The organism is Brevundimonas poindexterae, assembly GCF_020524625.1.
Taxonomy (GTDB): domain Bacteria; phylum Pseudomonadota; class Alphaproteobacteria; order Caulobacterales; family Caulobacteraceae; genus Brevundimonas; species Brevundimonas poindexterae_A.
Genome location: NZ_JAIVLL010000001.1, coordinates 608,600 through 627,787 on the forward strand (window position 1 = coordinate 608,600; position 19,188 = coordinate 627,787).

Consider the following 19,188-nt stretch of genomic DNA (forward strand, 5'->3'; position numbering starts at 1 on the left):
AGGCCCTGTATGGCAAAAACAACCGGTGACCGACAGTCGCCGCGACCCTTCATTCCTACGTTCGCTTGCCCGAGGTTTCATGTCCGCCCCTTCCGTCGAGATCCAGCCCTTCTCCGGCCGTTCCGTCTGCCTGTTCTGCGGCTCGTCCGAGACGGCGGACCCGAAATACACCGAGGCCGCCCGGGCGTTCGGCGAAGGCGTCGCCGGGCGCGGCTGGCGTCTGGTCTATGGCGGCGGGGGCGTCGGCCTGATGGGCGCCTCGGCGCGCGGGGCCCATGCGGCCGGCGGTCGGGTGCTGGGCGTCATGCCCGAATTCCTGCGCAGCCGCGAACGCCTGTTCGATGACGTCGAGACCTTGGTGGTCGGCTCGATGCACGAGCGCAAGCAGATCATGTACGACGAATCCGACGCCTTCGTCGTGGCGCCCGGCGGCATCGGCACCCTTGAGGAGGTGATCGAGCTGCTGTCGTGGAAACGGCTGGACCTGCACGGCAAGCCGGTCATCTTCCTCGACATCGACGGCTTCTGGCAGACCCTGTTCCGCCTGATGGAGCACACGGTCGAGGCAGGCATGACCCCGCCTTCCTTCCTTCAGGCATGGACAGTATGCCGCACGGTCGACGAGGCCCTGGACGCTCTGGGGGGCATGGACAATGTGCCGGACATGAAACATGATCATCGATAAGTGATCGACGGTCATATTTCGCAAATCCGCGATCACCAGCCTTGACAGTTTTCAAAAAAGACGGACATTGCGCCGTCACGGGCTGACCTGCCCGTTCCAAGCTGGAGCACTCCCCATGCGCACTCTTCTGATCGCGGCCCTCCTGGCCGTCGCCACCCCCACCCTGGCCACCCCGGCCACCGTCGCCGACACCTCGGCCACCCTGGCAGACGCCGCCTCGGCCCCGTCGGGCCGCGTGATCATCGACGGCGCCACCTGGCGTTGCGAGGGTGACAGCTGCACGGCCACCGGCGGCTCGAACCAGCCGGCCACGCGCGCGTGCCGCCGCGTCGTCGCCCGCCTGGGCGAAGTCACCGCCTTTACCTGGAAGGGCACCGCCCTGTCGGCCGAAGAACTGGCCGCCTGCAACGCCTGACGATCCTGACCTCCGGCGGGACGGTCAGGCCGTCTCGCCGGAGAGTCGCTTCAGAACCCGGTCGCGCCCGATCAGCGGGATCAAGGCGGCCATGTCGGGACCATGGTCCTGACCCGTCAACGCCTGACGCAGCGGCATGAACAGGGCCTTGCCCTTCGCCCCCGTCCGGGCCTTGATCTCTCCGGTCCACACCGACCAGCTTCCGCCATCGATGGTCTCCGGCAGGGTCTCCGCCGCCGCCCTGGCGAACTCCGCATCGGCAATCACCGGCGTCACCGGACCGTTGACGATCCGCGCCAGCCCCTCGACGTCGCTGAAGCGCTCCAGATTGGGCCGCACCGCGGTCCAGAACTCCTCGCCCAGATCACAGCCGGCCGCCGACAGGCGCTCGTGCGCGCTGTCATAGTCCATGGCGTGCAACGCCTGCGCATTCAGCCGGTCCAGATCCGCCGTGTCATAGCGGGCGGGTGAACGGCCCATCTTGTCGAAGCTGAAGCCTGCGCCCAGCGCGGCCATCGACGGCGCGATCTCCAGCGCGTCGGACGTGCCGATCTTGCCGAGGTGGCTGGTGATGGCGATCGGCTCATAGCCCTGCTCGCGCATGTCCGAGATCGACAGCGAGCCGAGACGCTTGGACAGGGCCTGACCGTCCGCCCCGACCAGCAGCGGCATGTGGGCAAAGCCCGGCAGGGCGCCGGTCCAGCCCAGGGCGATCAGCGCCTCGAAGATCTCGATCTGCGCGCCCGTATTGGTCACATGGTCCTCGCCCCGGATCACATGGGTGATGCCCATGTCCAGATCGTCGACCACCGACGGCAGGGTATAGAGAAACAGGCCGTCCTCACGGATCAGCACCGGATCGGACATCGAGGCCGTATCGACCTCGGCCGAACCGCGCGCCAGATCGACCCAGTGCACCCGGCGTCCGTCCAGCTTGAAGCGCCAGTGCGGGCGGCGACCCTCGGCCTCATAGGCGTCGCGCTGGACCTGCGTCAGTTGCAGTGCGGCCCGGTCATAGATGGGCGGCTGGCCGCGCGACAGCTGCACCTTGCGGCGCCGGTCCAGTTCCTCGGCCGTTTCGTAGCAGGGGTACAGCCGCCCGGCCGCCTTCAGCCGCTCGGCGGCCTCGCGGTAGCGGTCAAACCGCTGCGACTGATTGTGCCGCTCGTCCCAGACCAGACCCAGCCAGGTCAGGTCTTCCTCGATGCCGTGCTCATACTCGGCGGTCGAGCGCGCCAGATCGGTGTCGTCGATGCGCAGCACGAACTGCCCGCCCTGCCCTTTGGCAAACAGCCAGTTGACCAGGGCCGTGCGGACATTGCCGACGTGCAGCTTACCCGTCGGCGACGGGGCGAAACGGACTTTGACAGTCATGGAGCGACAAACCTTGAACGTGAGGCGCGTAGGTCGCGCCCCGCCCGGTCGAAGTCAAGGCAGGGAAGCGTCAGGCGCGGCAATCAAGCCCGTCAGTCCGATGAGGTTTCGGCGTCTCCGGCCTCCATTTCGGCCACTGCACACTCCACGCTGATCACTGTCGCGACCGCTTCCAGACTTGCGATACGGTCTGCGGACTTGATGGGCACCTCATGCCGGCTGATGCGCTCAGGTGTGTCGTCGAGCGCGCCCTGCTGGATGCAGGCCGTGCCGTCGAGACAGGAAAAGGTCAGGACCAGTTCACCATCCGGCCCCGGCTCCGAGCGCACCCAGTCGACCTGTTCGAACGGCATCCGCCACAGGCCCCAAGCAGCGTTGCGACCAAAGCTGTGCGTGATGAAATCGCAGTCGATCGCAAGATGGTGATAGTCGTTGACCCACTCGGCATATTTGGGCTCGGGATCGTCGGCGAACCCGACGAGCGCGAGAAGGGCAAACAGTCCCGGCATCAGGGTCCAGCCTTTCCGAAAAGCCATAACATCCCCGCCCGATAGGCGTCCGTCGAATTGGCGGCGTGGGTGCCGCCGGGAATCCGGATCAGGCGAATGTCCCACGGGCGATCGGGCACATCCCGGCCAGACCAGGTATCGACCCAAAGGGCCGCTTCCGCCGGAAGGTCGGCCCTGTCCCGCTCGCCGCTGGTGATGACAACCCGGAGGTCGTCCCGCCCGGCGGGGGCGGCCCCGTCAAGGATCGACCCCATGCCGGGTGTGAGCGACGGATTGCTGGCGATCCGCCCCCGGAACACGTCGGGATGGGCGACCGCCGAATAGAGCACGAGATTTCCGGCCCGGGACTGGCCGAACAGCACGCGCCCGTCGGGATCGACGTGGAACCGCGCCTCGATCACGGGGATCAGCTCATCGGTCAGGAAGGTGTGAAAGCGCCCGGCGCCGGCGTCTTCGGGCGGAACACCCTCATCGGGCGACTGGAAGTCGATGTTGCGGCGGTTCACCGAGGGTTCGAACCCGCCATAGGCAATGCCGACGATCACGACTTCCGGCAGGTTTTCCTCGTAGGTCAGGAAGAGGTGATTGGCCGCCAGTATGGGAAACAGGCTGTCGCCATCCAGCAGATAGACGACCGGATAGGCCGGGCCCTCATGGTCGTACTCCGGCGGCAGGCGGACATAGAGGTCGAACCCCCGGCCAAGGGTCGCCGACTCGAGCCGGAAGGCCTCGCCGCGGAGGGCCGCTGGAAACGGAACCTCGCCGACCTGCTGCGCGGTTGCCTGTGGCGCCGGGACCAGCAGAAGAAGACCGAACAGGATGCTGACAAGGCCCCGCATCCCGGTCATGCCGTCAGTCGTCGCGGTGGACGCGCTCGCGGCGCTCGTGGCGTTCCTGGGCTTCGACCGAGAGGGTCGCGGTCGGGCGGGCTTCCAGACGGCCCAGGCTGATGGGCTCGCCGGTTTCCTCGCAATAGCCGTAGGAGCCGTCCTCGATCCGGCGCAGGGCCTCGTCAATCTTGGCGATCAGCTTGCGCTGCCGGTCACGGGTCCGCAATTCCAGCGCCCGGTCGGATTCCGACGAGGCCCGGTCCACCAGATCCGGATGATTTTCGGTCTCGGCCTTCAGATTGACGACCGTGCCGCGGGACTCCCGCAGGATGTCATCCTTCCAGGCGTTCAGCTTGGCCTTGAAATAGGCCAGCTGCCGCTCGTTCATGAAGGGTTCGTCGTCGGACGGGCGATACACTTCCGTCCCTTCAGTCACCACAGACGCTAATGCGTTCATCGCACTCACGCTCACTTCTCACGCCCCCCTGTGGCGCATGCAGGCCTATAGGCAAGGCGACGAGTCGTCTCAAGCCGATTCCCCGGTTTGGTCAGCTTTATCGGGTCACTATGCCGTGAGCCGTGACAATTCCCCCGCACCCTGAGCGGGTGTCAGCGCCCGGCGACGGCGGCTTTGGCCAGCTCGACCGCGACCCGCAGGTCCACCTGGTCGAGCACGGCATTCAGGCCTGCATCCTCGGCATCCGGACGTTCCTCACGGCCGGTTAGCGACAAGGCGGACAGGGCCTCGGCGCCGCCCTGCCCGGCCAGATGCGCCAGCTTCAGCGCCTCCAGCCGGTCCAGCAGCCGGCTGCCCCGGCGGATGGCACGCCGACGCCGCTCCTGCGGACCTTCGATCCCATCGACGCCCTGGAGGGCCATCAGCGAGGCGACACTGGTCGGGCCTGCCGGGCCGGACACGCCGGCTTTCGCGCCGGTAGAAGTCGCCCCCGCCGTGCTGCCCAGGCTGAATCCGCCCGAGGCCTGACCCGTACGCGTGGGCCGACCGGCGGGGGTGTTGGACTGGGGACCAGTGATCTTCATGTGCGGGCACTCCGGACCATGGTTCCTGATTGGGGCCACGAGGTGAGGGTTTGGTTAACGGCCCGGCAGAAAATGCAGACCTGCGTGCAAGCTTCACAGATCAGGCCACTGAAATTCCGACACTTTCTCTCCGGCACGGAATTGGCATCCCTCCGGGCATGTTTGTCAGGACCGCCCCCATGTCGTCAGTTCTTGCCCGCCTCGCCTCCTGCCTTGCCGCCGGTGCGCTCGCCGTGGTCGCCCTGCCGCAGGCCGCCCAGGCGCAGTCGCGCATCAAGGACATCGTCTCGATTGAGGGTGTCCGGTCCAACCAGCTGGTGGGCTATGGCCTGGTCGTCGGCCTGAACGGCACCGGCGACAACCTGCGCAACTGCCCCCTGACCCGCCAGTCTCTGGAAGGGATGATGGAGCGCCAGGGCGTCAACATCCGGGGCGCAAACGCCAACACCAAGAACATTGCCGCCGTCATGGTCACGGCCGAACTGCCGCCCTTCGCCACGCCCGGCGCACGGATCGACGTTTCGGTCTCGACCCTGTGCGATGCCAAGAGCCTGCTGGGCGGCACGGTCGTCGTGACCGCCCTGCAAGGCGCTGACGGTGAGGTCTATGCCGTGGCCCAGGGCTCGATCCAGACCGGCTCGCTGTCCGCCTCGGGCGCCTCGGGCTCGTCCGTCACGCGCGGCGTGCCGACCGCCGGACGCATTGCGGGCGGGGCCGTAGTCGAGCGCGAAACCGGCTTTGACCTCAGCCGCCAGCCCGAGGTTCGCCTGACCCTGCGCAATCCCGACTTCACCACCGCCCAGCGGGTGGCCGGGGCCATCAACGACGCCTACCCCGGCACGGCCTGGGCCGAGAACGGCACGGTCGTGACCGTCCGCGCGCCCCAGGGCTGGGGCATGGCCGGCTATCTCAGCCGCATCGAGAACCTGCCGATCATGGTCGATGCCCCCGCCCGGGTGATCATCGACGAGGTCAATGGCGTCATCGTCATGGGCGATGCCGTGCGCATCTCCACCGTCGCCATCGCCCAGGGCAATCTGACCGTCAGCGTCCAGGAAGACCCCTTCGTCAGCCAGCCCGCGCCGTTCAGTGACGGCGAGACCGTGGTCGTCCCCTCCTCGACCGTCACGGTCGAAGAAGATCAGGGCACCCAGATGCGTATCGTCGGCGGCGGGGCCTCCCTCTCCAGCCTGGTGGCCGGGCTGAACGCGCTGGGCGTCACGCCCCGCGACATGATCAGCATCCTGCAGGCCATCAAGGCCGCCGGCGCCCTGCAAGCCGACATCGAGGTGATGTGAGCATGAGCGATCCGATCTCCCTCTCTCCCGACCTGCTCCGCCCGGTCCAGACCCCGGCTCTCCGCCAGGACCGCATGCGCGAGACCGCCATCGACTTTGAGGCCTCCTTCATCGCCCAGATGCTGCGCCCCATGTTCGAAGGCATTTCGACCGAGGCCCCGTTCGGCGGCGGCGAGGCCGAGGGCACCTGGCGGTCCTTCCTGATCGACGAAATGGCCAAGCAGACCGCCCGCGCCGGCGGCATCGGCCTGGCCGATCAGGTGATGTCCACCATGCTCCAGATGCAGGAAGTTCCGGAATGATCGACACCGCCCTGACCGTGAATGCCTCGGCCCGCGTGCGCCAGCTGATCGACCTGACCCAGGCTCTCACCCGTCGCCTGTCCGATGAGCTGGCCGCCTTCGAGGCCCAGCGCCCGCAGGACGTTGCCGAAGGTCTGGCCGAGACCCAGGAGCTGGCCAATCGCTATCGCCGCGAGTCTGCCCAGCTTAAGGCCGATCCGTCCGGCCTCGCCCACGCCCCCGCCCCCGACCGCGCCGCCCTGATCAAGGCCACGGAGGCGTTCGAGGCCATCCTGGGTCGCCACGCCCGCGCGGTCGAGGCCGCCCGCATCATCTCGGAAGGTCTGGTGAAGACCCTGGCCGCCGAGATCCGCCAGCAACGCGGCGCCCCCAACGCCTATGGCGCCACCGGTCAGGCAACCCCGACCGACGCCTGCGCGGTGGCCTTCAACCGTTCGGCCTGATCGCCGGAAACCTCTCGTAAACCAGACTTGCCACCGGTTTCTTCAAGACTGCCACGCTAGTGTGCGGCAATGGCGCTCAACAGTCGTCTTCTGGGTCTGGCCTTCGCTTCGGCGGACACCCTCGTCGAGATCGACGGAGGGGGCCGTATTGTGCTGGCCATGGGGGCGGCCCCCTGCGCCGGCCATTCCCCTGAGGCGACATGGACCGGCCGCTCGCTGACCGACCTTTTCGAGGCCCGCAGTGTCGAGCGGCTTGAAGCCGCGCTGACGGACCTGACGCCAGGCGCCCGCAGCGAACCGCTGGATCTGATGTACGACCTGGGCCGCGGCACCTATCGCCGGGTCCGCCTGCGCCTGTTCAGCCTGCCCGAACTGGCCCCTCATCTGTCGTGCGCCCTCACCTGGCTGGGCCAGCCCTTCGCGCTCGAAGCCCCCCAGCCCACCGAAATGCTGTCGCGCGACGACCTGCTGCGTCAGACCAGCGGTCTGCTGGCCGCATCAGGCTCGGACGCGATCAATCTGGCCTTCGTCGATGTCACGGGCCTTGAGAGCGTCGAGCCGGACCGGATGGAAGGTCTGAAGGCCCATCTGCATCACGCCCTGCAATCCGTATCGATCGACGGGGCCTCCGCCTCGCATCTGGCGGGGAATGCCTATGCCCTGCTGCGCCGCGACGGCGACGCCTCGGCCGTCGAGGACGCGATCCACAATGTCGCCGCCCTGGAAGGTATCGACGTCGGTGCCGACGTCCGCCAGGTTAATCTGACCAACGGCAGGGACCGCCACGCCACCCTGCGCGCCATGCGCCATGCGCTTGAGGTCTGCATCACCAATGGCGCGCTCGACGCCCCCGATGTGACCTTCCACAAGACGCTGGATCGCACGCTCGTGCAGATGGACAGCTTCCGCGCCATGGTGAAGGCGCGCGATTTCAGCCTTCACTATCAGCCGATCGTCGACCTGCGCACCGGCGCGGTCCACCACTTCGAGGCCCTCGCCCGCATTCCCGGCAGCGACGGTCCCGAAAGCACCATCCGCCTGGCCGAAACCCTCGCCCTGATCGACAGCTTCGATCTGGTCGTGGCCGAAAAGGCCATCCAGCAGATGAAGAGCCCCGGCTATGGCCTGACCCACATCGCCGTGAACGTCTCGGCCGGATCGCTGGATTCCGACGCCTATGGCGAGGCCCTGCTGCGGTTGTCAGCCAACGATCCCGACATCCGCCGCCGCCTGAGCCTCGAGATTACCGAGACCGCCAGTATCGCCGATCTGGAGGGCGCCCAGAAGCGGCTGGCCCGGATTCGCAAGGCCGGATTCCGCGTCTACCTCGACGACTTCGGGGTCGGTGCCTCCTGCTTCGACTATCTCAACCACCTGACGGTCGACGGGGTGAAGATCGACGGCGGCTTCGTCATGCGCGCCTGCGAGGACGAAAAGTCCCGCACCCTGATCCGCCACCTGGTCGACATGTGTGCGGGCCTCAAGCTCAAGACCGTGGCCGAGCGGGTCGAGACCGGACAGGTGGCCGAACTGATGGTCGGCCTGGGCGTCGATCTCGGCCAGGGCTGGTTCTACGGCAAGCCCGAGCCCCGGCCCCGGCTGGAGCCCCCGGCGCCCCCCGTCGCGGCCCGCCGCCGCGGTGCAGTCGAGTCCTGGGGCTGAACCTCAGTCCAGACGGAGCTCGCGATCAATCCGGATCGCGTTCAGAAAATCGCGGTCGTGACTGACCACCACCAGCGCCCCGTCCCACGCGGCCAGCGCCGCCTCCACCGCTTCGATGGCCTCCAGATCGAGGTGGTTGGTGGGCTCATCCAGCACCAGCAGTTGCGGGGGCTCCGGGCCGGTCATCACGCAGGCCAGGGCGGCCCGTAAACGCTCCCCACCCGACAGAGTCGCGACCGACTTGTGCGCCTCGACATTGCGGAACAGGAAGCGCGCCAGCGCCGCCTGGGCGTCATTCAGGGTGCCGCCGGGGTTCAGCCTCTGCCACGCCTCGATCAGCGTCTCCTCATCGCGCAGGATACTGGCGTGTTGGTCCAGCATCGCCATCGGCACGGAGCGTCCGACCTGCCCCTCTGAGGGTTCTAACCGGCCCGCGATCAGGTCCAGCAGCGTCGTCTTGCCCGAGCCGTTCGGTCCCGTGATGGCCACCCGCTCGGGCCCGATCAGCCGCAGATCGACCGGGCCGATGCGGACGCCCTTCGCCGGCGCGACGACCACCCGGTCCAGGGTCAGCACCTGCCGCACCGCTGCCAGTCCGGTCGCCGGCAGGGTCAGGCTCATGCGCCTTACCCGTTCGACCCGGTCACGCGCGGCGGCCAATGCCTGTTCCGCGTCTTCCGCCTGCTTCGCCGCCAAACGGACCTGACTGGCCCCGGACTGCTCGGCCTGCTCAATCTTCGCGTCGCGCAGCATCTTGGGCATGTCGCCCTTCATGCCCTTGCGCCGCCCAACCCGATCCCGCCGGGCCTTGCTCTCCGCCCGGCGCTGCGCCTCGGCAGCCGTCCGTACCACTGCGCGTTCGGCGACGGCCAGATCATGTTCAGCGGCCTCGCGTTCGACGGCCTGGCGCTCGGCATAGAGCTCGTAGTTCCCGCCATAGACGGCCGCACCGAGAGGCGACAGCTCGACGATCCGGTCCATCCGGCGCAGCAGCGCCCGGTCATGACTGACCACCACCGACCCGCCCGGCCATGTCGCCAGTCGCTCGGCCACCAGGGCGCGCCCCGCCTCATCGAGATGGTTGGTCGGCTCATCCAGCAGGATCAAATCCGCCCCGACCAGCTCCAGCGCCGCCAGCTCCAGACGCGTGCGCTCACCCCCGCTGAGGGTGGCGGCGTCCCGGCCGAGGGCCAGCCCGCGCAGACCGACGGCGGCCAGCGCCTCCTCCAGCCGCGTCTCCAGTGTCCAGTCGGCCTCGGCCAGGTCATCTGCCGTGCCTTCCCCCGCCAGAATACGCTGCTGGCGGGCCAGCGCCGCTTCCGCGCCCAGCACGCCCGCGACCGTCAGATCCGGCGCCCTGTCGGCTTCCTGACGAAGGCGCGCGATGCTGCCTGCCCGCGCGACCGATCCCTCGGCGGGGGCACGGTCGCCCGAGATCAGGTCGAGCAAGGTCGTCTTGCCGGTGCCGTTGCGGCCGACAATGCCGGTGCGCTCGCGCCCCAGCGACAGGTTCAGATTGTCAAAAAGGGTGCGGCCGTCAGGCGTGCGGGCGGCGACGCCGCTGAGCGTCACGTACGCGGATGGGCACGGGTTTCGGGCGAGGCTGGAGCGAGACATAGGCGACCACGAGGGCGACGAGGGAAAGGGCGGTACCGATTTCCACAGCGCTGATCATGATCGTCTGGCCTCCAGAAACTACTCACGCGAAGCTAGGAGAATGGGATGGATTGCCGATGGGTGCAAGCGCCATTCCCCCTTGGCCAGATGCACGATGCCGTGAGATCGTGCCACAGGCGAACGGACGGGAGGCGGCCATGAAGCGATCGGCGGGCGGGATTCTGATGGCCATGGCCGGGATTTCGGCCTGCGCCCACGCACCGGCGGGGCCGCCCGATCCGCTGGACCTCCGGCCGGTCACCACACAGACTGCGCCGCCCCACGCCCGCCTCTATGCCGACTGCATCGGTCAGGCCATCGACGCCGGCACCTATGCGCGGGCGTCCGACCCCGGCACCGAGCTTCTGGTGTTCAGCTGCTCCGGCCAGCCGGCCCGGGCCTTCTACGACGGCCTCGCCACCCGCAGCCAGGCTATGGGTTCGGAATACGCCGTCGAGGGCCGCACCCTGCGCACGACCGAACCTCTCCAGCGCGACCGCTTCGGCGCCGACGGCTGCAGCTGGGACGGCGTCACCGACTGGCGCTGCGACATCACCCTCCGAACCGGCACCTTCCTGGCGGATATGTCGCCGGTCCAGTGATCCTAAGGATCGACCGGCCTCAGAACGGGCGCTTCATCCGCTTGCGGCGCCCTATCGGCCGCTACCGCTGCCGGCCCCTCAGGCGTGGCGCCGGGTTTGAAGTTCGCATTGATGTGGAAGCCGTGAACCTTCCAGACCTCGCCCTCCTTCCGGAATACGACGTTCTGGACAATGACCCGGTCCGGATAGTCGTAGCTGCGCACCAGACTGTAGGTCATGCCCCCCGTCCCGGCATTCGTTTGCCAGCCTTCGGTCTTGCCCTCCGGCACCGGCCCCTCGGGCAGCATGGACTTCACAAAGGGAAGCTGGGCCGCGACCTGTTCCAGATCCGTGCCCGCCGCCATGGCTTCGGTGATCCGGGCGTCATCTCCGGTCGCAAGGGCGACCATAATCGCCTGGGCTTCCTGATTGCGGTCTTCATCACCGGTCAGGGACGGCATGCTGCACGCCGCCACCGCCAGCGTCATCACCATTGCAAGCGCCCGCATCCAGGCCATCGACATCACTCACTCCCGTTTCCAAGGGAACGCTGGCACGGAGACCGCGCGGGTTCAAGAAGTGCGATACAGCGAGTTCCGCATTTGTTCTTGCTGAAATCGGCAAATCAATGCCCATATACCGGCGTCGCGCCGGACCCGTCCGGCCCTCTCTGCGTTCCCGGACAGGCATGATCGAAAAACACGACTTCATCCGTGTGCGCGGCGCACGGGAGCACAATCTCAAGGGCGTCGACGTCGATATTCCCCGCGGCCAGCTGGTCGTGATGACGGGGCTGTCCGGCTCGGGCAAGTCCTCACTGGCGTTCGACACCATCTATGCCGAAGGCCAGCGACGCTATGTCGAGAGCCTCTCGGCCTACGCCCGCCAGTTCCTGGAGCTGATGGGCAAGCCCGACGTCGACCTGATCGAGGGGCTGTCGCCGGCCATCTCGATCGAACAGAAGACCACCTCGAAGAACCCGCGCTCGACCGTCGGCACGGTCACCGAGATCCACGACTATATGCGCCTGCTGTGGGCGCGGGTCGGGGTGCCCTATTCGCCGGCCACGGGCCTGCCCATTGAAAGCCAGACCGTCAGCCAGATGGTCGACAAGTTGACCGCCCTGCCCGAGGGCGAGCGCATCCTGCTGCTGGCGCCCGTGGTGCGCGACCGCAAGGGGGAGTACCGCAAGGAAATCGCCGAATGGCAGCGGCTGGGCTATCAGCGGCTCAAGATCGATGGTGAGTTCTACCCCATCGAGGACGCACCGACGCTCGACAAGAAGTTCAAGCACGACATCGATGTCGTGGTCGACCGGCTGATCACAAAGGATGGCCTTGAGGGCCGCTATGCCGACAGCCTGCAGACCGCGCTGAAGCTGACCGAAGGCATCGCGGTCGCCGAATGGGCCAGCGTGGCCGATGGCGAGACCGAACCCCGCCGCATCATCTTTTCCGAGCGATTCGCCTGTCCGGTCTCGGGCTTCACCATCAGCGAGATCGAGCCACGCCTGTTCTCGTTCAACAGCCCGACCGGCGCCTGTCCGTCCTGCGACGGCCTCGGCGTCAAGCTGGCCTTCGATGCGGGCCTGGTCGTGCCCGATGGCGACAAGACCCTGCACAAGGGGGCGGTCGCCCCCTGGTCGCGCGGCCCCTCGCCCCTCTACACCCAGACGCTGCAGGCGCTGGCCCGCCACTATGGCTTCTCGATGGACAAGCCCTGGCGCGACCTGCCGCAGCAGGCGCGCGACGTCATCCTGGGCGGCACGGGCAAGGAGAAAATCAAATTCGTCTATGACGACAACGCCCGCAAATATGAGGTCTCCAAGCCGTTCGAGGGCGTGCTGCCGAACCTGGAGCGGCGCTGGCGCGAGACGGACAGCGCCTGGGTGCGCGAGGAGCTGGGCCGCTACCAGTCGGAAACCCCGTGCGAGTCCTGTGGCGGCAAACGGCTGAAGCCCGAGGCCCTGTCGGTCAAGATCAGTGGCGAGGACATCGCCGACGTCAGCGCCCTGTCGATCTCAAAGGCTTACCTCTGGTTCTCGACGCTTGAGGAGACCCTCACCGAGAAACAGGCCGAGATCGCCCGCCGCATCCTCAAGGAGATCACCGACCGGCTGCGGTTCCTGAACAATGTCGGGCTCGATTATCTGAACCTGTCGCGGAACTCCGGCACCCTGTCGGGCGGCGAGAGCCAGCGCATCCGTCTGGCCAGCCAGATCGGCTCCGGGCTGACCGGCGTCCTCTATGTGCTCGACGAGCCCTCGATCGGCCTGCACCAGCGCGACAACACCCGCCTGCTCGACAGTCTGCGCGGCCTGCGCGACCTCGGCAATTCGGTGCTGGTGGTCGAGCACGACGAGGAAGCCATCCTGACCGCCGACCATGTCATCGACATGGGCCCGGCCGCCGGCGTGCATGGCGGCCAGATCTGCGCCCAGGGCACACCTGCGGAGGTGATGGCCAACCCTCAATCATTGACGGGCCAGTATCTGACGGGCGAGCGCGAGATCGAACTGCCCGCCGACGGCCGCCGCCCGGTCGACCGCAAGCGGATGCTCCGCATCTCGGGCGCCACCGGCAACAACCTCAAAAACGTCACGGGCGAAATCCCTGTCGGCCTGTTCACCTGCATCACCGGTGTGTCCGGCGGGGGCAAATCCACGTTCACCATCGAGACGTTGTACAAGGCCGCCGCGCGCCGCCTGCACAATGCGTCGGATGCGCCAGCCCCCCACGACCGGATCGAGGGGATGGAGCATTTCGACAAGGTCATCGACATCGACCAGTCCCCCATCGGCCGGACCCCGCGCTCGAACCCGGCCACCTATACCGGGGCCTTCGGGCCGATCCGCGACTGGTACGCCGGTCTGCCCGAGGCCAAGGCCCGCGGCTATGGCCCCGGCCGCTTCAGCTTCAACGTCAAGGGCGGCCGCTGCGAGGCCTGCCAGGGCGACGGCGTCATCAAGATCGAGATGCATTTCCTGCCCGACGTCTACGTCACCTGCGACGTCTGCAAGGGCAAGCGCTACAACCGCGAGACGCTGGAAATCGTCTTCAAGGGCAAGAGCATATCCGACGTTCTGGATATGACGGTTGAAGAAGCCGCCACCTTCTTCAAAGCTGTCCCGCCGATCCGCGACCGCATGCTGACGCTGGAGCGTGTGGGCCTGGGCTATGTCAAGGTCGGCCAGCCCGCCACCACCCTGTCCGGCGGCGAGGCCCAGCGGGTCAAGCTGTCCAAGGAGCTGTCCAAGCGCGCCACCGGCAAGACCCTCTACATCCTCGACGAGCCGACCACCGGCCTGCATTTCGAGGACACCAAGAAGCTGCTGGAGGTGCTCCAGGAACTGGTCGAGGCCGGCAACACCATCGTGGTGATCGAGCACAATCTGGACGTCATCAAGGTGGCCGACTGGCTGCTCGACTTCGGGCCCGAGGGCGGCGACGGCGGTGGCGAGATCGTCGCGACCGGCACGCCGGAACAGGTGGCCGACAATCCCGCCAGCTGGACCGGCCGCTACCTCAAACCGGTGCTGGAACGCCACGAGGACCGCCGCAAGGCGCGTGTGGCCACCCTCACGGCCGAGGCCGCGCCCGCCCGACGAAAGACCCGGGCGAAAGCCTGACGCCCGGGCGCTTCGAGTATCAGAGGTGGGTGGCGGTGCCCTTCAGGCCCATATAGGCAGCCGAGAAGGGCGCATAGCTGACGGCGGCCTGCAGGGCGGCGCTGATGGCCTGGATCACGATCGCGATCAGGATCATGGGCCCGGCGCTTTGCAGGATGGTGGCAATATCGGCGCCTTCCAGCGCCTCCCAGTCCACGGTCGCAAACAGGCCCATGGTGACCGGGAAGAAGACGATAGAGGTCAGAATGCTCACCACAATCGTCATGACAAAGGCGATGATCGCCATGCCGATCAGGCCCCACACATGGCCGCGGGTCATCTTGAACGACTCGAAGAACGCAAACTTCTTCTCGGCCACGGTGATCGGCACCGCCAGCGACAGACGAACATAGAGCCAGATGATCGCAGCAGCCGCCGCCAGGCCCAGAACGATAGCAACCAGCCAGGCTCCGGGCACATCCGCCGCGATCAGTGCGCCGCCGACGCCGCCTGCCACCGTGAGGGCGATGAAAGAGGCGATGCCGATCAGGACAGACAGCACCAGGCTGACGACCGCCACGCGGACCTCATCCATGCCGATGCGCAGATAGCCGAAGGCCGACTTGCCCGGCTCCACCACCGAGCGTGCCACGGCAGCGGTGGTCACGGCCCCCAGCAGGATCCCGAGCGGAACCATAAGCGGCATGACGCCCATATAGGCCATCATGAACGGTTCGAAGTCTTCGGGTGATGCGGCCGGGCCCATTTCCTGCAAGGCGCTGAACGCATTGATCATGCCGATGATCGGTCCCGCAGCCACCGCAAAGATCAGGGCGAAGCTGAGCATGTAGAAACCGGCCCACCACAGCAGCACCACCGGCTTGCGCCGCACCACGCGAAAGCCCTCAAAGGCCGCGTCTGTCGCTGAAAACATGGTCACCCCTCCCGATCGATGAGCGCCCGACCCTAGACGGACTCGGATGCACTGTCAGCCATGTCCGCATCGGTCGACAGCTCGCGCACCACATGGGCAAAGGGCGCATTGCCCAGCAGTTGGAAGAAGCCCTGCGCCCACGCCAGCGGTATCAGCATGATGACACCCACGGTGACCCAGATCATCGGCTGGTCAAAGATGTTCTCGAACCATGCCTCCGGGTCATCCATGGCCGGCGCAGTCCAGCCGCCCAGAACGGCGCCGACGATCATCAGCAGGATCACGCCGACAACCAGCAACACCAGCGACATCACGATGCTGACGATGGCCACCATGATGACCAGACCGGCCAGCCGCCAAGTGTTGCCGCGGCCCAGCTTCCAGCCCTCCTCAAAGGCCAGTTTGTGGTGCCAGACACAGGCCGGCAGGATCAGATAGGCACGTCCGGCCGCCAGCAGGATCGCCAGCAGCACCCCGACGCCCAAAATCAGATAGCCAAACACGCGGGCCACCTCGGGCAACTGCCAGATCGCCACGCCCAGACCGATGGCCAGGGCCGCCAGAATCAATACCGCGATCACCGCCACGATCGCCACGACCAGGCTGCCGACCAGAACCCACAGTTCGTCCCAGCCAACCCGCAGGAAGAAGGCGTTGTCCCGCCGACGGACGGCGAAGGTCGCGCGCGTCACGGCCGTGATCACGACGATCGAGCCCAGCCACTCGACCAGATTGATCATCGCCGACCATCCTTGGAACTGGAAGAAGGCGCCCAGGTCTTCCATGCTCTCGGGGTCCGGCTCGAAGAACATCTCATTGCCGAACAGATGGAACATCAGGGCGATGCCCGCGAGGCTCGGCAGCAGGCCGATCAGCCCCCACACCAGCGTCGCCATCGGGCGCCGCATGGTCTGGCGAAAGGGCTCGGCGAGCGCCTCCGTGATATCGAATGTCTTCATCTCACCCTCCCCCGAGGTGGCGTGAAAAGTCCGGCGTCCAGTATTCCAGCTGCCCGTAGGCCGCAGCCAGCGCCCCCGCCGACAAGGGTAGCCATAGCGCGATCAGTCCCGCGAGCGCCAGCCCGATCAACCCGTTGGCGCCCGCCCACCCCAGAAGGGCGAGCGGCGGCACGGCCAGAATCAGGAACAGCCCCATCAGCGGCCAGAAGCTGCCCTGCGCCACCCCCATGGTGTTCAGCGACACCACCTGGCCCCGGCCGACGGTCGCCTGCACGAACAGCGACAGCCGCACAATCAGCAGCAAGGGCACGACCAGCACGATCAGGGCGACGGCGCCCAGGGCCACCATCTGCCAGAGCGGCCCGACCCGGGCCCAGTCCCGGGCCTGAATGGCCTCCAGATCCAGCCCGGACATGCCGAAGATCGCCAGGCTGACCAGCGCCAGCACCACCGCGATCATGGCCAGAAAGATCAGGTTCAGCACCGCCGCCGCCACCACCCGCAGCAGCCGGACACCCAGCGCGACCCCTCCGGCGGGCGGGTCGCGATCCAGCGCCACCGCCGTCAGCCCGGTCCAGACCGCCAGCGTCAGCACAGCCCCCATGGCATGCACCAGGGTGGCGGCCGCGGTCGACCCGGCCGCCCAGCGACCCAGCGGAATCATCAGGCCCAGCAGCACCAGTCCGGGCCAGCCCCCGGCCCACAGGTGCGGCAGGCCCCTGACCGCCGTGGCCAGCGCCTTGCCCGGCTGCAACCGGCGCGCGTCCGTCATCGATGCCCTGAGTGCCGACATTCTGCCTCCCCCACGGGACATTCTAGCGTCCCTGCCGCCTGTGCGACCAGACGGTTGCTGACGAAGTCTCCCGGCGTGTCTAGAAAGCCGCGATGACCTCTCCCTCCCCCTCTCCCGTACACATCATCGGCGGCGGCCTGGCCGGCTCGGAAGCCGCCTGGCAGATCGCCCGCGCGGGCGTGCCCGTCATCCTGCACGAGATGCGTGGCGTGCCCGGCATCAAGACCGATGCCCACCAGACCGACGGCCTGGCCGAACTGGTCTGTTCCAACTCCTTCCGCTCGGACGACTGGGAGTACAATGCCGTCGGCCTGCTCCACGCCGAGATGCGGGCGCTGGATTCCATCATCATGAGCTGCGGCGACGCCCATCAGGTGCCCGCCGGCGGCGCCCTGGCCGTGGACCGCGAGGGCTTTTCCGAAGCGGTCACCGCGCGCCTGATGGATCACCCCCTGATCACCGTCTTGCGCGAGGAAATCGTCGGCATCCCGCCGGAGGACTGGGACAATGTCATCGTCTCCACCGGGCCCCTGACCTCGGCCGCCCTGGCCGACGCGATTCTGAAGACCACAGGCGAGGAGTCGCTCAGCTTCTTCGACGCCATCGCCCCCATCGTCCACGCCGACTCGATCGACTTCGACATCGCCTGGCGCCAGTCGCGCTATGACAAGGCCGGACCCGGCGGCGACGCGGCCGCCTACGTCAACTGCCCGATGGACAAGGACGAGTACGAGGCCTTCATCGATGCCCTGCTGGCCGGCCCCAAAACCGAGTTCAAGGCGTGGGAGAACGTCCCCTATTTCGACGGCTGCCTGCCGATCGAAGTGATGGCCGAACGCGGCCGCGAGACCCTGCGCCACGGCCCGATGAAGCCCGTCGGCCTGACCAATCCGCGCAACCCGACGGTCAAGGCCCACGCCATCGTCCAGCTGCGTCAGGACAATGCGCTCGGCACCCTGTTCAACATGGTCGGCTTCCAGACCAAGCTGAAGTACGGCGCCCAGACCGAGATCTTCCGCATGATCCCGGGCCTGCAGAACGCCCAGTTCGCGCGGCTGGGCGGCCTGCACCGCAACACCTTCCTCAACAGCCCGAAACTGCTGGACCGCCAGCTGCGGCTGAAGGCCCTGCCCCGCCTGCGCTTCGCCGGTCAGGTGACCGGGGTGGAGGGCTATGTCGAGAGCGCGGCGCTCGGCCTGCTGACCGGTCGCCTCGCCGCCGCCCAGGCTCTGGGCCGCGATCTGGCGCCCCCGCCGCCCGAGACCGCCATCGGCGCCCTGGTCGAACACATCACCGGCGGCCATCTGGAAGGCTCGAAATTCCAGCCGATGAACATCAACTACGGCCTGCTGCCGCCGCTCGAGGCGCCGCGCGTCGACGAGGACGGCAAGAAGATCCCGCCCAAGGACCGCGGCCGCGCCAAGAAACGCCTGATGAGCATCCGCGCCATGGAGTCGCTCAAGGCCTGGCGGGACTCGGCATGACCGGCTCCGCCAGCGAGCTGGAGCGCCTGATCGAGCGCCGCGTCACCCTGATCCACCGCCTCGACCTGATCGCGAAGGGGGCGCAGATCACCTATGACGACGGCACGCCTGTCGACATGGCCTCGGAAAAGGCGCGCCTGGAGTCCGAGATCACCCGCCTCGACCGCAAGATCCTCGCCCTCCAGCCGCCGGCCGGTCAGGCCTGACGGGCTGCGCAGAGGCGTCACCGGCGCCTGGCGCGAGCCGCTCTCTACGCTCCTGTTCGGACTCGCGCCGCCCGGACGCTCACCACGGCACCCCAACCCCCGGCGATCACCACACACAAGAGCAGCAGAACCGGCACGTCGTGACGTGAAAGGCCACGCATCGCATAGAACAGGAACATGAGGTTCATCACCAGCAGCGCTGCATACCATGGCAAAAATGCTGCCTTGAGCGCGTTTGGGAAGGCAAGCGTCGGGCGCCCGCCCTTCATGACGAGGGCCATCAGACTGGCCGGAATTATCGCCAGCACGGCCGGGTAGACGATGGTGTAGATGATGATGCCGACGATCTGCATGAGCGGGCCCCCCTCTCTACAGTCAGCCTCACCGCACCCGGATTCACAAGGGATTT

Annotated in this window: 21 protein-coding genes; 10 read left to right on the forward strand and 11 right to left on the reverse strand. The window is 67.3% G+C overall.

Features of this window, described 5'->3' with window-relative positions:
- The first annotated feature begins 79 nt into the window (after positions 1-79).
- Both LC068_RS03140 and LC068_RS03145 read left to right on the forward strand, forming a co-directional pair.
- Positions 80-685 carry an LOG family protein gene (locus tag LC068_RS03140; RefSeq protein WP_226634483.1) on the forward strand — a complete coding sequence of 202 codons (606 nt, stop codon included), beginning with the start codon at positions 80-82 and terminating at the stop codon, positions 683-685.
- A 115-nt stretch (positions 686-800) separates the two neighbouring features.
- Positions 801-1,100, forward strand: coding sequence for a CC_3452 family protein (locus LC068_RS03145; protein ID WP_226634484.1), 300 nt, complete (start codon positions 801-803; stop codon positions 1,098-1,100).
- A gap of 24 nt (positions 1,101-1,124) precedes the next feature.
- Here the strand turns inward: LC068_RS03145 and gltX are convergent, their stop codons facing one another.
- The 5 genes from gltX to LC068_RS03170 form a co-directional block, all read right to left on the reverse strand.
- Positions 1,125-2,474, reverse strand: coding sequence for a glutamate--tRNA ligase (gltX, locus tag LC068_RS03150; RefSeq protein ID WP_226634485.1), 1,350 nt, complete (start codon positions 2,472-2,474; stop codon positions 1,125-1,127).
- A gap of 92 nt (positions 2,475-2,566) precedes the next feature.
- A complete protein-coding gene (locus LC068_RS03155; protein ID WP_226634486.1) occupies positions 2,567-3,010 on the reverse strand; it encodes a hypothetical protein in 444 nt (147 codons plus the stop codon).
- Positions 2,983-3,831: an alpha/beta hydrolase gene (locus LC068_RS03160; protein ID WP_226634487.1), complete on the reverse strand. Its 849-nt coding sequence runs from the start codon at positions 3,829-3,831 to the stop codon at positions 2,983-2,985. Before LC068_RS03160 ends, LC068_RS03155 begins: the two co-directional genes overlap by 28 nt.
- Positions 3,832-3,835: 4 nt before the next feature.
- Positions 3,836-4,270, reverse strand: a complete 435-nt coding sequence (dksA, locus tag LC068_RS03165; protein ID WP_209120088.1) for an RNA polymerase-binding protein DksA — start codon at positions 4,268-4,270, stop codon at positions 3,836-3,838.
- A gap of 152 nt (positions 4,271-4,422) precedes the next feature.
- Positions 4,423-4,854, reverse strand: coding sequence for a flagellar assembly protein FliX (locus LC068_RS03170; RefSeq protein ID WP_226634488.1), 432 nt, complete (start codon positions 4,852-4,854; stop codon positions 4,423-4,425).
- Between the two features lie 179 nt (positions 4,855-5,033).
- Between LC068_RS03170 and LC068_RS03175 the strand changes: the two genes are divergently transcribed.
- The 4 genes from LC068_RS03175 (at position 5,034) to LC068_RS03190 (ending at position 8,559) form a co-directional block, all read left to right on the forward strand.
- Positions 5,034-6,152 (forward strand): flagellar basal body P-ring protein FlgI, encoded by a 1,119-nt coding sequence (locus tag LC068_RS03175; protein ID WP_226634490.1) that lies wholly within the window; start codon positions 5,034-5,036, stop codon positions 6,150-6,152.
- Between the two features lie 2 nt (positions 6,153-6,154).
- Positions 6,155-6,454 (forward strand): rod-binding protein, encoded by a 300-nt coding sequence (locus tag LC068_RS03180; protein WP_226634492.1) that lies wholly within the window; start codon positions 6,155-6,157, stop codon positions 6,452-6,454.
- Complete coding sequence (locus LC068_RS03185; protein ID WP_226634494.1) at positions 6,451-6,897, forward strand: flagellar basal-body protein FlbY; 447 nt, start codon at positions 6,451-6,453, stop codon at positions 6,895-6,897. The genes LC068_RS03180 and LC068_RS03185 overlap by 4 nt, the downstream gene beginning before the upstream one ends.
- A 69-nt stretch (positions 6,898-6,966) precedes the next feature.
- Positions 6,967-8,559: an EAL domain-containing protein gene (locus tag LC068_RS03190; protein ID WP_226634496.1), complete on the forward strand. Its 1,593-nt coding sequence runs from the start codon at positions 6,967-6,969 to the stop codon at positions 8,557-8,559.
- Positions 8,560-8,562: 3 nt separating this feature from the next.
- Here LC068_RS03190 and LC068_RS03195 read toward each other — a convergent pair whose 3' ends face one another.
- The gene (locus LC068_RS03195) at positions 8,563-10,131 is read right to left on the reverse strand and encodes an ABC-F family ATP-binding cassette domain-containing protein (RefSeq protein WP_319002471.1); all 1,569 of its coding nucleotides are present in this window, start codon (positions 10,129-10,131) and stop codon (positions 8,563-8,565) included.
- A 242-nt stretch (positions 10,132-10,373) separates the two neighbouring features.
- On the opposite strand from LC068_RS03195, the gene LC068_RS03200 reads away from it, so the two are divergent.
- Positions 10,374-10,817 (forward strand): hypothetical protein, encoded by a 444-nt coding sequence (locus LC068_RS03200; RefSeq protein WP_226634500.1) that lies wholly within the window; start codon positions 10,374-10,376, stop codon positions 10,815-10,817.
- 2 nt (positions 10,818-10,819) lie between these two features.
- On the opposite strand, the gene LC068_RS03205 is transcribed toward LC068_RS03200, so the two are convergent.
- Entirely contained in the window at positions 10,820-11,320 is a 501-nt protein-coding gene (locus LC068_RS03205; RefSeq protein ID WP_226634502.1) for a hypothetical protein, read from the reverse strand.
- A 164-nt stretch (positions 11,321-11,484) separates the two neighbouring features.
- Between LC068_RS03205 and uvrA the strand changes: the two genes are divergently transcribed.
- Positions 11,485-14,424 carry an excinuclease ABC subunit UvrA gene (gene uvrA, locus LC068_RS03210; RefSeq protein ID WP_226634504.1) on the forward strand — a complete coding sequence of 980 codons (2,940 nt, stop codon included), beginning with the start codon at positions 11,485-11,487 and terminating at the stop codon, positions 14,422-14,424.
- A 19-nt stretch (positions 14,425-14,443) separates the two neighbouring features.
- Here uvrA and LC068_RS03215 read toward each other — a convergent pair whose 3' ends face one another.
- Genes LC068_RS03215 through LC068_RS03225 form a run of 3 tightly spaced genes read right to left on the reverse strand, consistent with a single transcriptional unit; the run spans position 14,444 to position 17,089 of the window.
- Positions 14,444-15,337 carry a hypothetical protein gene (locus LC068_RS03215; protein WP_226634506.1) on the reverse strand — a complete coding sequence of 298 codons (894 nt, stop codon included), beginning with the start codon at positions 15,335-15,337 and terminating at the stop codon, positions 14,444-14,446.
- Positions 15,338-15,369: 32 nt separating this feature from the next.
- Entirely contained in the window at positions 15,370-16,296 is a 927-nt protein-coding gene (locus LC068_RS03220; protein WP_226634508.1) for a hypothetical protein, read from the reverse strand.
- Between the two features lies 1 nt (position 16,297).
- Positions 16,298-17,089, reverse strand: coding sequence for a hypothetical protein (locus LC068_RS03225; RefSeq protein ID WP_226634510.1), 792 nt, complete (start codon positions 17,087-17,089; stop codon positions 16,298-16,300).
- A 92-nt stretch (positions 17,090-17,181) separates the two neighbouring features.
- Here LC068_RS03225 and trmFO point away from each other — a divergent pair, with 92 nt between their 5' ends.
- Positions 17,182-18,573, forward strand: a complete 1,392-nt coding sequence (gene trmFO / locus LC068_RS03230) for a methylenetetrahydrofolate--tRNA-(uracil(54)-C(5))-methyltransferase (FADH(2)-oxidizing) TrmFO (protein WP_226634512.1) — start codon at positions 17,182-17,184, stop codon at positions 18,571-18,573.
- On the forward strand, positions 18,570-18,779 hold the full coding sequence (locus LC068_RS03235) for a hypothetical protein (protein ID WP_226634514.1): 210 nt from the start codon (positions 18,570-18,572) through the stop codon (positions 18,777-18,779). The genes trmFO and LC068_RS03235 overlap by 4 nt, the downstream gene beginning before the upstream one ends.
- A gap of 44 nt (positions 18,780-18,823) precedes the next feature.
- Here LC068_RS03235 and LC068_RS03240 read toward each other — a convergent pair whose 3' ends face one another.
- The gene (locus tag LC068_RS03240; RefSeq protein WP_226634516.1) at positions 18,824-19,132 is read right to left on the reverse strand and encodes a hypothetical protein; all 309 of its coding nucleotides are present in this window, start codon (positions 19,130-19,132) and stop codon (positions 18,824-18,826) included.
- Positions 19,133-19,188: the final 56 nt, after the last annotated feature.